This window comes from Massilia sp. X63 (genome assembly GCF_041023745.1).
Classification (GTDB): domain Bacteria; phylum Pseudomonadota; class Gammaproteobacteria; order Burkholderiales; family Burkholderiaceae_D; genus Telluria.
In genome coordinates, this window is the sequence record NZ_JBFTEF010000015.1 from 44,569 (window position 1) to 57,119 (window position 12,551).

At 59.1% G+C, this 12,551-nt stretch carries 11 protein-coding genes; 5 read left to right on the forward strand and 6 right to left on the reverse strand.

What is annotated here, in order from left to right; all coding sequences use genetic code 11:
* Positions 1 to 10: 10 nt before the first annotated feature.
* Positions 11 to 1,354 carry an NADP-specific glutamate dehydrogenase gene (gene gdhA, locus AB3347_RS22210; protein WP_369093894.1) on the reverse strand — a complete coding sequence of 448 codons (1,344 nt, stop codon included), beginning with the start codon at positions 1,352 to 1,354 and terminating at the stop codon, positions 11 to 13.
* A gap of 207 nt (positions 1,355 to 1,561) precedes the next feature.
* Between gdhA and AB3347_RS22215 the strand changes: the two genes are divergently transcribed.
* The 5 genes from AB3347_RS22215 to AB3347_RS22235 all read left to right on the forward strand — a co-directional run bounded on the left by AB3347_RS22215 (position 1,562) and on the right by AB3347_RS22235 (position 5,871).
* Positions 1,562 to 3,124, forward strand: a complete 1,563-nt coding sequence (locus AB3347_RS22215) for a hypothetical protein (RefSeq protein WP_369093895.1) — start codon at positions 1,562 to 1,564, stop codon at positions 3,122 to 3,124.
* Entirely contained in the window at positions 3,108 to 3,866 is a 759-nt protein-coding gene (locus AB3347_RS22220) for a class I SAM-dependent methyltransferase (protein ID WP_369093896.1), read from the forward strand. The genes AB3347_RS22215 and AB3347_RS22220 overlap by 17 nt, the downstream gene beginning before the upstream one ends.
* A 2-nt stretch (positions 3,867 to 3,868) precedes the next feature.
* Positions 3,869 to 4,270 carry a GtrA family protein gene (locus AB3347_RS22225; RefSeq protein ID WP_369093897.1) on the forward strand — a complete coding sequence of 134 codons (402 nt, stop codon included), beginning with the start codon at positions 3,869 to 3,871 and terminating at the stop codon, positions 4,268 to 4,270.
* On the forward strand, positions 4,267 to 5,295 hold the full coding sequence (locus tag AB3347_RS22230; RefSeq protein ID WP_369093898.1) for a glycosyltransferase family 2 protein: 1,029 nt from the start codon (positions 4,267 to 4,269) through the stop codon (positions 5,293 to 5,295). The genes AB3347_RS22225 and AB3347_RS22230 overlap by 4 nt, the downstream gene beginning before the upstream one ends.
* A gap of 180 nt (positions 5,296 to 5,475) precedes the next feature.
* On the forward strand, positions 5,476 to 5,871 hold the full coding sequence (locus tag AB3347_RS22235; protein WP_369093899.1) for a hypothetical protein: 396 nt from the start codon (positions 5,476 to 5,478) through the stop codon (positions 5,869 to 5,871).
* Between the two features lie 577 nt (positions 5,872 to 6,448).
* Here the strand turns inward: AB3347_RS22235 and AB3347_RS22240 are convergent.
* The 5 genes from AB3347_RS22240 to AB3347_RS22260 all read right to left on the reverse strand — a co-directional run bounded on the left by AB3347_RS22240 (position 6,449) and on the right by AB3347_RS22260 (position 12,540).
* Positions 6,449 to 6,766: a hypothetical protein gene (locus AB3347_RS22240; RefSeq protein WP_369093900.1), complete on the reverse strand. Its 318-nt coding sequence runs from the start codon at positions 6,764 to 6,766 to the stop codon at positions 6,449 to 6,451.
* A gap of 99 nt (positions 6,767 to 6,865) precedes the next feature.
* Positions 6,866 to 8,884 (reverse strand): phage/plasmid primase, P4 family, encoded by a 2,019-nt coding sequence (locus AB3347_RS22245; RefSeq protein WP_369093901.1) that lies wholly within the window; start codon positions 8,882 to 8,884, stop codon positions 6,866 to 6,868.
* Between the two features lie 637 nt (positions 8,885 to 9,521).
* The gene (locus AB3347_RS22250) at positions 9,522 to 10,691 is read right to left on the reverse strand and encodes a tyrosine-type recombinase/integrase (protein WP_369093902.1); all 1,170 of its coding nucleotides are present in this window, start codon (positions 10,689 to 10,691) and stop codon (positions 9,522 to 9,524) included.
* Positions 10,692 to 11,278: 587 nt separating this feature from the next.
* Complete coding sequence (locus AB3347_RS22255; RefSeq protein WP_369093903.1) at positions 11,279 to 11,575, reverse strand: hypothetical protein; 297 nt, start codon at positions 11,573 to 11,575, stop codon at positions 11,279 to 11,281.
* Between the two features lie 233 nt (positions 11,576 to 11,808).
* On the reverse strand, positions 11,809 to 12,540 hold the full coding sequence (locus tag AB3347_RS22260; protein ID WP_369093904.1) for a hypothetical protein: 732 nt from the start codon (positions 12,538 to 12,540) through the stop codon (positions 11,809 to 11,811).
* Positions 12,541 to 12,551: the final 11 nt, after the last annotated feature.

The window sequence follows — 12,551 nt, forward strand, 5'->3', positions numbered from 1 at the left end:
CGCCCGGAACCTAGATCACGCCCTGGGCCAGCATGGCGTCGGCCACCTTGACGAAGCCGGCAATATTGGCCCCGTCCACGTAGCTGACGCTGCCGTCGGCGCGGGCGCCGTACTTCAGGCAGGCCGCGTGGATGCTCTGCATGATCTGCAGCAGGCGGGCATCGACTTCTTCTCCGGGCCAGCTCATGCGCTCGGCATTCTGGCTCATCTCGAGGCCGGACACCGCCACCCCGCCCGCATTGCTCGCCTTGCCCGGCGCGTACAGTACGCCGGCGGCTTCGAGGGCCCTGGCCGCCTCGATGGTGGAAGGCATGTTGGCGCCCTCGGCCACGCACACTACCCCGTTCGCGATCAGGCTTGCGGCATCGTTCGCATCTAGTTCGTTCTGGGTCGCGCAGGGCAGCGCCACGTCCACCGGGACATGCCAGGGACGCACGCCCGCCTCGAACCGGCTGCCGGTGCGGGCGGCGTAGTCGCTGACGCGGCCATACAGGTGGTTCTTCACTTCCATCAGGACCGCCAGCTTGTCGGCCGTGAAGCCGTCCATGTCGATCACGGTCCCGCTCGAATCCGATACCGTGATGACCTTGGCGCCGAGGGACATGGCCTTCTCGACCGCATACTGCGCAACATTGCCCGAACCCGAGACGCTCACCCGCAGGCCGTCGAAGGAGCGGCCGCGGGTCTTGAGCATCTCCTGGGCAAAGTACACGGTGCCGTAGCCGGTCGCTTCGGGGCGCATCAGGGAACCGCCAAAGCTCAGGCCCTTGCCCGTGAACACGCAATCGGCGCGGTTACTCAGCTTCTTCATCATGCCGGCCATGTAGCCGACCTCGCGCCCGCCGACGCCGATGTCGCCGGCCGGGACATCCGTAGCGGCGCCGACATGGCGGAACAGTTCGCTCACGAAGGCCTGGCAGAAGCGCATGACCTCGCCGGGGCTCTTGCCCTTGGGGTCGAAATCGGCGCCGCCCTTGCCGCCGCCCATGGGCAGGCTCGTCAGGGCATTCTTGAAGGTCTGCTCGAAGGCAAGGAACTTCAACACCGACAGGGTCACCGAGGGGTGAAAGCGCAGGCCGCCCTTGTAGGGGCCGATCGCCATGCTGTGCTGGATGCGGTAACCGCGGTTGACCTGGACCTGGCCGTGGTCGTCGACCCAGGCAACCCGGAAGATGACTACGCGCTCGGGTTCGACCAGGCGATCCAGCAGGCCCTGTTCGGCGTACCTGGGGTGCCGCTCGATGAAGGGCCACAGGCTCTCCATGACTTCGGTTACGGCCTGCAAGAACTCGGGCTGGCCAGGATTTCTATCGGCGACGTGTTGCAGAAACTGGTGTACGGAGGCGTATCTCATGTCGGTCCTCGGGACGGGTAGCGTCGAAAGCATGCTTTGGCATGTGCATGGTATCAACGGACGCCGGAGCATGCTGTCCTCATGAAAAGCAGCCCATGCCTTGTGCAAGGCATGGGAAGAGGATTTTAAAAAGTTGCGTGTCGTCAACTACTTAAAAAGGCTGCCCGCCTATATTGGGGACTAATTAATTTCCTATAGGCACGTCCAATGTTCACCGCTGCCCCCCTGCTAACGAAGACCAGGACGGCCTTCGTGGCGCTGTTCATGATTCTGGTCATGGTCCTGCCGCTGACCGATCCAGATTATTTCTGGCACCTCAAGGCAGGAGAGTACATGCTTGCCCATCGTGCGCTGCCGCCAGGCGATATCTTTTCGTACACGCGCGCCGGCCAGCCCTGGGTGCTGCACGAGTGGCTGTTCGAAGTACTCCTGTTCGGCGCGTTCGCAAGCTGGGGGGCGTTCGGCGTCCGCTTGCTGACGGCGCTGCTCGCAGTGGGCACGCTCGGCGTGATCTACTCCCTGACGCGGCGGCTTGGGCGATCGGCCCTGGTCGCCTCCGCCCTGGCCATCTGCGGCGGCGTCGTGTTGGCAGGCGGATGGACGCCGCGCCCGCACCTGGTGACCTATCTGTTGTTTGCCATCTACCTGTCCATCCTCCTGGCTGACAAGTACCACGGCGCCCGGCGCGCCTTGTTCGCGCTCCCGCTGCTGATGCTCGTGTGGGTGAACGTCCATGGCGGCTACGTGATCGGGATCGCGCTCACCGTCCTGTTCGCCTGCGCCGAATGGCTGAATTACTGCTTCGCAGCGCAGCGCGCTCCTGCGCAGAAGCAGCGCCTGGTCTGGTTGAGCTGGATGGCCGTCGCCACCACGCTGGCCAGCCTGGCCAATCCCGAATTCGCAGGACACTGGCTCTACCCCTTCCAGGTCCTCGGCATGGAGGCAAACCAGCACATCCTGGAATGGCAGAGCCCGAATTTCCATGAGTTCAGCCACAAGCTGTACCTGCTGCTGTGCGCCGCGTTTGTCCTGTCGACCATCTACGCGACGCCGAGGGCCGACATTACCGAACTGCTGGTTCCGGGATTCTTCCTGTTCAACGGGTTTGTCTCGAGCAGGCATGTTCCGCTCGCGGTACTGGCGGTCATGCCCTTCATCGCACTTGCGCTCGCGCGCGGCGGCGGAACCGCCTGTGCCGCCGCATGGCGGCGCTCCTGGCTGGCGCGCACCTATGCCAGCACGGTCGGGGGTGGCAAGCAACTGGGACAGGCGGAAGGCGTGCTGAACGGGATCGTATTGCTGGCCATTGCGATGCTGCTGTGGGCCTTCCAGCCGGCGTTCCGCGCCAACGCGGCAAGGCAGGGCACACACCTGCCGGCCGCGGCGGCAGACTATGTAATCGCGAACCGGATTCAGGGAAACATGTTCAATGTGTACGGCGACGGGGGCTACCTGATCTACCGGCTCGGACCGCAGCACAAGGTGTTCATCGATGGCCGTGTCGATGTGTATGGCGACCAGTTTTTCGAGGACTACCTCCAGATCTACACGGGCACGGCCGACTGGAAGCGGAGATTCGACCGGCATGCGATCGACTACGCGATCCTCGGCAAGGACGCGCCGATCCGGCAGTTGCTGCTGGCCGACGGCAGTTTCAGGGAAGTCTTCGGCGACAAGCGGCATTCCGTGCTGCTGCGCACCGTGCCGCGCGCGGCCATCCTGTCGAGCAGGGCGGACAAGCAGGAGGAAGGCCATGGCGTCCGACAGTGAACTGGTCGCGCTGCAGGAAACCCTGTACCGGTCGCGCAATCCGACCCGGCGCTGGCTGCATTGCAGCAGGCGCGACTGGATCATCGAGGCCTTGCGCCGTCATGCGCAGGCTCATCCCGCGCGCGCCCTGGAGGTCGGTCCCGGTTCCTGCATCTACCTGCCGGTGCTGGCGCGCCTGTTTGCCGACGTGGTGGCCAGCGACGTCGAGGCGGCCTTCCTGAAGCATGCCGCGCCGTTGCGGCACAGCCTGCCGAACCTGCAGCTGGCGCTGGACAACATCTGCGATTCGGCGCTGCCGCCGGCGAGCTTCGACCTGATCCTTTGCACCGAGGTGGTCGAGCACATCGCCGACTCGGCGCTGGCGCTGCGCGGCATGCGGCGCTTGCTCAGGCCCGGCGGCGTGCTGGTGCTGTCGACGCCGCAGCGTTACAGCCCGCTCGAACAGGCCGCCAGGGTCGCGTTTCTTCCCGGCGTCATCGCGCTGGTGCGGCGCATCTACCGGGAGCCGGTGCTCGAAACCGGGCACATCAACCTGATGACGGCGCGCACGGTGCAGCGCCAGTTGCGCGAGGCCGGATTCGCGCTGTGCGAACAGCACCAGTCGGGGATGTACCTGCCGCTGCTTGCCGAATTCGGGGGCGAGCTCGCCTTGCGGTTCGAGCAATGGTTGGAGCGCAAGCTGCGCGGAACGGCCGGGGCCGGCCTGTTATGGACGCAATACTACGTTGCCCGCGCGGCCTAGCGATGCGCGGCGCGTTTCTCCGTTTCGCACTGGTGGGCCTGGCCGGCAGCCTGGTTTATTTCGCGCTGCTCTGGAGCCTGGTGGATGTGCTGCACTGGCCCGTCGTGCCGGCAAGCTGCTGCGCGTTCGTGCTGGTGGTCGTCGAAAACTACCTGTTGCACCGCGCCTGGACCTTTCGCAGCCAGGTGCCGCACGGCCGGGCGCTACCGGAATTCATGCTGGCCAGCGTGCTGGGGTTTGGCGTCAACGCGGCCGTCATGGCGCTTGGCGTGGCGTGGCTTGGACTGAACTACCTGGCGGTCCAGTTGCTGGCGATCGGCACAGTGGTAGCGTGCAATTTCGTCGGTGCACAGCGGATCTTTCGGGCACGTCGAACGTTTTCTCACGGAAAGGACATGGCATGATGCGGGAATCATTGAGGACCCATGACACCAGGCGTTCGCTGTCGGTCGTCGTGCCGGTCTATAACGAAATGGAAGTCCTGCCCGAGTTCCACCGGCGCGTCTGCGCCGTGCTCGCCACGCTCGACATGAACAGCCAGATCATCTATGTCAACGACGGCAGTACCGACGGCACGCTGGAGCTCATCCACGAGCTCGATGCACGGCAGGTACGGGTGCAGCTGGTGGACCTAAGCCGCAATTTCGGCAAGGAGATCGCGCTTACCGCCGGCCTCGACCATGCCGACAGCGACGCCGTCATCGTCATCGATGCCGACCTGCAAGATCCGCCCGAACTGATCCCCGAACTGATCGCGCACTGGCAGGACGGTTACGACGTCGTGTACGCCAAGCGCACCCAGCGCGACGGCGAAGGCGTGGTCAAGCGCGCCACGGCCTTCCTGTTCTACCGCCTGATGCAGAAACTGAGCCGGGTGGCGATCCCGGAAGACACGGGCGATTTTCGCCTGCTGAGCAGGCGGGCGGTCGACGCGATCAAGCAGTTGCGGGAGCAGCACCGCTTCATGAAGGGCTTGTTTGCCTGGATCGGCTACCCGCAAAAGGCGGTGCCGTACCGGCGCGCCGGGCGCTATGCCGGCACCACCAAATGGAATTACTGGAAGCTCTGGAATTTCGCCCTGGAAGGCATTACCTCGTTCACCGGCGGCCCGCTGAAGGTGGCGACCTACGCCGGCCTGGCAACTGCCATGGCCGCGCTCAGCTACGGCGCCTATTTCGCCGTACGCACCCTCTTGTACGGCAATCCCGTTCCCGGCTATCCCTCGCTCGTGGTGATCGTCCTGTTCCTCGGTGGCGTGCAACTGCTCAGCATCGGCGTCATCGGCGAGTACCTGGCGCGCCTGTTCGACGAAAGCAAGAAGCGGCCGCTGTATTTCCTCAAGAGCGGGCGCAGCACGGCGCCGTTCCGGCTGGCCGCGCCGGCAGTCGCGGCAACGGTCGAGGCGCAGGAAGACTACATGGAGAGGTGAGCATGGAAAGGGTGAGTCCGGAAAACGGCGCGTTGGGAGTGCTGTTAAAATCTGTCTCAGCCTTCCAATACCGTTTTCCGGAGTACACAAATCCTGGGTTTTTTCATCAGAACTGCGATCGGCAGGCCCAAGCTGGCGCTTGCCCTTGCCTTATGCGTGCTGGCAGCCCTGGCCAGCACCATGACCTATACCGGCTTCCTGGTCGTCGGGGTGCTGGCCGATCATCTCGGCACCAGCCGGGTCGTGGCGGGCCTGCTGCTGGGCGCCGTATTCGCGCGGTTTCCCTGGATAAGCCAGGGCCGGCCGCGCATCGTCGGGGTTTTGCCGCAAGCTGTGCGCCGACCGCTCTTCGTGGGCTTGCTCGCACTTTGCCTGTTGCGCTTCTTGTTGCTGGGCGAAACCCTGCCCGCACTGTGTACAGGTTTCACGATGGCCTTCCTGCTCGGCTATCCCTGGTTGAGGAAAACCCTGTTCGGCCGCCTGTCGTCGGTCTTCGCCTTCGCTCCCGGCCGGAACGCGCCTGCCAGCGTCGACGACAATGTGATCGAAGGGGAATTCAGGGAAAGGAAAGAGTAAGAAGTTACTGCAGACGGAAACAACAACGCCACCCGAAGGTGGCGTTTTGCTTTGCTGCTGCATTCTTGGTGGCCCGGGGCGGAATCGAACCACCGACACAAGGATTTTCAAGACGGCTGCCCCTTGGGGCAAGCCCAGTCAAAACGCGCCCATCAAGGATATCCTATCACTCAGCGAAAGTAGGATAGTCTTTCGTTGGCGCCGCGTTTGCGTGGCTGTGCGTGCCGAGAAATCCCGGCTGCGGCCGCATTTCGTTGCCGCTTGCCGCCCAATCGATACGCACAATTTTTGCCTCACGGACCGGTAATGGACCAGCGAAGCTTCACCAGGAAAACTTGTGGCATCAGGTGTCTTCCTGACGCAATCTTTTTCTTGGTGGTCCGCCGAGGCCGCACAGGCGAAATGCAGCCCACCTGAAGACCACCAATCAAATTTTCGAGGCCACTTCCAGGCCGTTCGGTGTCGCCGTAGCTGCGTGTATGGTGCTGCGATTTGGGAGACCCCCAACCCGTAGGTTGGGGGAACAAAAACTCGGCGCCGAACTGGCTGATGCTTTCTCGGCGTCGCGTTTCGCTGCTTACGGCAGCTTGTTAAGGCGGTGAGACTCGTCGTTTTGGCAGTAGTGGGTAATAGCCTCAATGCCGCATTGGACCAGCAAAGACTCAAAGCGGTAGAAACCAAAGTCTTGTTTGCAACCGGCAGCTTCAGTCGCGTAAGCGAACGAATGTATCACATGCATAACTTGACTGAGAGACAAGGACTTCGAGCGTAAAAGATTATCTGTTAGCGCTTTCATTTGATCGAAGGCGAACTGTCCCAGATCGTCGTGGACTGCAGCGTCTTCGGTAAGATTAGTGTCGAGATTTTGCTTCGTATTGCTAATTTTTTTTGCCATGATAAATATGTCGAATTATTTCGATCCCGACCGTTGGTCGGGACTTTTGTTAACGTTTAGTATGGATATCTGATCTGGAGCAAGTGTTGCTCACAAGTGCTAACCAAACATCTCATCCGAGCTGACCTTGGTTCCCTTGCGGTTCAGCGTCCGCACATTGCTAGCAAGCAGCTCCGCTTCCACCACCTGTTCGCCCACGACAGGCACACGAATTTTCGCGGCGCGGATCGGTTTGCCCCCGGATTTCCTGAGCGTGCCGACGTTCACCTCCGTCAGCCTGCGGCCGAAGATCGCCACATTAGTCGGCTGGAAGCCGTTCGTCGTGCAGAACTCGCGGTAGGCAGCGTAGAGTTCGCCAGATGTAGTTCCTTCCGCGCATGGGTCGAGGCACTCGTGATTGAACATGGCGACAGAATCTGCCTCGGTGCGGTAGGTCTGTACCGTCGCATCAGACGACGGCGGTGGGGTGAAATGGTTTCGGGTCAGCAAACGTTTGAGCCCCTCCACGGCCCAGACCAGAATGCCATCGAGTTCGCCAGCCAGTTTCTTGCCGAGATCGGCGTCGCGTTCTTCTTTCGCGAACACCTTGTTGCAAGACAGGATGACAGCGCGACGAGCGAACCCGCCCGAGGTATCCTTCAAACGTGGAAGATGGTTCGTCGCCGCGACCAACTTCACAGTGGGAATGAATGAATAGGGCGCCTTGTACTTCGGTTCGGCATCGATAGGCTCTCCGGAAGTGATGGACTTCAGGTAACCGTCAGCCATCGTGCCATCAGCATTCATTTCGGTAGAAATATTCAACATTACGCCTTCGAGCGAGGCACGAACTGCGGTTTTATTGAGGCGATCAAGATGCACCCAGGTCGTGTTTTCACGGCCTACCAGATTTGCCATCAATTCGAGCAGCACACTCTTGCCGTTTGCACCGGAACCCGTTAGCCAAAGGAAGCGTTCGAATTTATTGCTTGGAAGAAGCATGTAACCAATGAACTCTTGCAGGAAGTTGACGCGCTCGTTGAAATCGGGTTCCATGCCCCAAATTTCGTCCAAGAACTTCAAGAAGCGAGGTGCTTTCGCGTTCGGGTCCCAGTCGATGTTGAGAGCGCACAGCCGGTGATAATCTGGAGCGTGCGGAAGCAATTCACCGGTAACCGGATCGAGCGTTCCGTTCTTCATGCAGATCAGGCGGCGCATCAGTTCCTGATCGACCTGCGCCTTGTCTTTGTTGCTGCCAGTGTCCGCCGAGGCGCACAGGATCTTCAGCGTCTCGACCACTTCATTGGACCCAGCCGCAGTAAGCCAAGGGAAGTCCTCCAAAATAGGCTTGACGATCTCGGTACGCTGATCGGTTTTGCGCCAGTAGCCGTTCTCGTAGATACGGAAATTTTCGCAGTGATACCAGAGCCGGCCAGCATACGCTGCATGCACGGCGTCGGTAACTTCACGGATCTTGAGTTCTTCGGAAGATCCACTGGACCCCTTTTTGGCCCGCTTGGTCGCGCCTGCTTTAGCGATGGGCATCGCCAGCAGCTTGTCGATATCGACTGGATTTGCACCATCGAGAAGCTTGACGAACGCCTGTTTTTCCGTTGCTGCGGGAGCGCTAGGCAAAAAATACATGCGGCTCAGGTCGCGAGCTGCGCGGTCGGCGTCTCCGCCCAGCAGTTCGTTCATCACCGGCCAAATTGCCTTCCACTCATTGGGCAAAATGGGGCGGGATGGGCGGAAGACAGCACGAAAACGAGGAGCCTTTGCCGTATGGAGATGCGTTGAGTACAGAATGCCTTGCCAGTTGAGTTCGAGACACTTGGCTTCGAAAGCGTCACGGTCTCCATAGTCAATGTCAAAGATCGCGAGGTGCAAACGTACTACGTTGCTATCAGAACGGGTGGTGCCAGGCTTATATTCCGCCCCTGAAAAGGCTGGGCCATCCTTTTTTTCGCGGATGTCGCGGTCGAGCAAGTTTTCGCACAGATCCGTCCACATCACCTCGCATGCGTCTGGTTCGTTGTCAGTTTGATTGCGGAACGACGTAATAATAAATGGCGTTCTATCGGTACTGTGCGGGGACGGGGCGGCTTCTGCGCCGTCGAATGCTTCTGAGTTCGAATTCATGTTGTCGGTTCTCGCATATGAGTAAACACCGACGCCGCTTTAAACTTGACGCCACGAGCACCAGTTAATGGTGGATCGAAGCCAGTAATCCTTATCGTGCTGGCAAGCGCGAGGGGATTCTAGTAGAAGGGGAAGAGCACCACGGCGCCGACCAGTTCCACGTCCAATTACGTGGTTTTCTGGTCCGTTAAACCCGACAGGACATGACAATACTCGCTCAACAGCAGGTATCGCAGGTCGTGTGGTGGGATTAACGGTACGATTCCCAAAACACTAGTCTCGGGTGATATTGCGAAAAGTCGCTTTATCACGCCGGATGTATTGTTGTCGCGTTTAGATTCCAGGTGGTCTGGTTCGTCTATTCGCCGAATCGTCCGTGCGGCTGTGAAACCGGAGGAAGTCCTGTCTGTATTTTGTTACTTGATCTAGGCCCAGTTGCCTCTTCGCGACAGGCGAGAGATAGAGGCTGGCTAGATTCGGTGTGCAGAATAACGAAAAGGTTTATGGATGTCAATTTTTATTTCCTGAGCGAGCGCAAGTTCCTATGCTTGGCTACTTCAGCACTTCTGAAACAGTCCGGAAAAAAATGCCCGCATGGGTCTGCACGGCTTTCGTGAGACCCATGCGGGTAGGATTATCAGCGATCAGTGTTAGTCAGCATCGTCACCGCCGCCATGGACGCTTCGCGCATAGCACGGCTGTCCGACAAATGCGCATACCGTTGCGTAGTCTGGCTGCTGGCGTGGCCCAGCATCTTTTGAATTGCATACAAGCTCACGCCAGCTACTGCTGCTGCGCTTGCCAGGGAATGTCGCAAATCATGAAGCCGGGCGTGCTGGCATTTTGAATTTGCTAGGGCGCGCATCCATAATTTGCGAATATTGTTCATCGGGCGCTGGGGATCGACGGCGTTCGGGAACAGGTACGGACTGCCCGTCGGTTTGATTTCCTTGATCAGATCGATCGCCACCTGATTAAGTGTCACCGTCCGGGACTTACCCGACTTCGTATGCTCAAGGAATAGCTTGCCTCCAACAAGATCAACGGCACTCCACGGCAACGTGAGAACTTCGGCGTGACGGAGGCCGGTGTACATCAAGAGAAGGACTGCCTGCGCGCCTAGGCGGTTCGGCTCGGCGTTCAGTGCTGCCTCCAAACGCTTCACTTCGTCCGCCTTCAATGCACGGCCTACGTCGCTCGACTCTTGCAGTTTCTTCATACCGCTGCACACGTTTTTCTCGATGCCTCGCTCCCATTCGATGGCCAGATTCAGCATCCTGGACAGCAGCGCGAGGTGGCGGTTGCTCGTTGCGTTCGAGTGGGATTTAGCGATCTCAGTTCGGTACATCTCGACATCGTAACGAGTAATATCGCACAGTCGTTTGTGTGAAAAGCGTTTCAAAATATGCAACTTTAGCTTGCTTTCATCCATATCGGCAGACCTCTTATGCTCGTAGGCGTACGGAAGGTATTCGGTGATGGCGAACTCCCCGAAAGTGGGCGTTTTTTTGAACACATCTCGTTGCGATTGCGGGTCGATTCGACGGTCGACCATTGCACCGTACTCGATCGCTTTTTTTCGTGCCTCATCAACGGAAATCCCAGGAAAGGCGCCGATCCGAATAGCCCGTTTTTTACCGCCGATCGTGTAACGGTAATACCAAGTCTTGAGCTTTGACCTGGACACGGTCAGCTTGACGCTAGTTGCAGCGTCCGTATATTCCACGTCTTTGCTTTTCGAGTCAGGGGCTGGGCCCTCAAGGCGCTCGCAGACGCGAGTGGTGAATTGGATTGTGCGGCTTTGCATTTTTTGTTCTCCTAGGAATGAAAAAAGCCGCCAGCGGTGGAGACCGGGGCGGCAGATATTTGCTTCAGGAGGAACCTTTAATTTTCCTTCCTATTATCTTGTTCAAGGTTCGTGAAGAACCTCGTTAGTGAAGCCCCGACAGGACACGGGCGCAAGGACCTTGCTGGGCGGCGCTCGTCTTCTACTAGGCTTCCCAGCCACGTTTGGGAAAGGCACCAGCACTGGTTGAGCGGGCCGACAGCGGTTTCACTAGACCTACCGCCCGGGCGCAGCCAATCGCTCGCGGTTGCGCATGGCGTAAGCATTCGCAAGCCAGTCAACTTCCAACGGATTCATACCCGGCACGATCAATTTTTCTTCCGGTCCATTTCAGGTAAACGTGGCGTTCGTTTGGCCCGGAATTTTCGCGAGCTGCATCCCTCCCTCCCCGGCGAGACGGCGATGCGCGTGGATGATCAGCGAAGGTCCGGGGATCCGCAGCGAGCCCTGGAACCGGTCGAGAGGGGAGGGAGGGAGGCGCTGCGCAAAACTTTCTGCGCATAGATCAAGTGAGTTCAACTTCAAGAACTTAATGGCGACGACGTGGGTCAATATTCTTCTGGGAGTAGTACCGTCGTTGCCGAGCGGTCGGCTTCCGTAATTATCCATATCCGCGCCCCGTCGGGCAGCGTGTAGCTCGATAGCACACGTGAGCCCAGTTGCAAGGCTGCCGTGTTTGCGCGGGCGTCATCGAGTGCCACGTCGCCCCAGTCGCCGCGCATGTGGCGTGCGATTAGCCGCATTGGGAGCACACTATTTTTTTCGAGGAGGCTCAGGGCGCCGGGCGTAGCGACCAGATCGCCCAATGGGAACAGCATTGCGTTGACATGATGCGTTTGGTTCATAGATTTCCTTTGATGATGGTAAAGGCGGACATACGGAGTTGTCCCACCAGCAGTTACTGGGGGGCGATGTTCGCCTGTCTGGATATAAGATGCGCTTATGCCGTTTCGGCTTTTTGACTGATTGAATTAGCTGCTCGACGGTAGATCGACGATTGCTGCTAACCCGGTAGTGCTGGAAAGTTCTTGCCGAAATTGAGGGCGGCGCGTGCGGCAGCCCAACGAAAAGAATTGCGCTAGTACGTGTACCCATAGTCGGATAGTTCAGTCCGGATAGCCGAGATCGCAACGAGGTCGGCGTCGGGTGAAGCCAGGATGTCAGCGATTTGCAAGTACAGCGTTTCCATCTGCGGTGTCGGCGTTGAACAGTAGGCCACTGCGGATCGGTACCCCTCGAGTTCGAGGCCAATCATTGTCGGATTGATCGGTACGTCAACGGCGATGAATTGCTCGGGGCTAAAAACGGCTAACAGCGCGGCCAGGCCAGTAACGGTGACTACAAGCCCATCGTTAAGGAGACGGTCTGTCTTGGGCTCGTCATCGCTGTGAACTTCGACATCGCTGTCTATATCGGTAAGGCTAACGCAATAGCTGTTGAGGACGTTCTGATATGCCCAAGCATACCGATGATGATTGGTCAAATGAAGCGGTGACCAGTACCCGATGATTTCAGAGTACTGGGGCGGTAAGTCCGGCGCGTTGGAAAAGATGACGCCGCGCAGATGCGCTGGGATGTTGACATGGCGATCGTATGTCGCGGCTGCCGATGGTGTCAGGTGGAGAGCGACGTCGGCATCTGCTGGCAGTTCGGCCAATTGAAGAGCGTTCGTGTTGAGGAAGTAGCCTGGAGCGGTCGTCAGGTCTGTCTCCTGGGCATCGCTCAGACTCACGCGATCATAGTAGTCGAGGTCCTTGATGGCATTGATGGTCGCCATTGCATCGGCGCTGATATAGAGAGTGGCTTGCATGAATTGTTAAT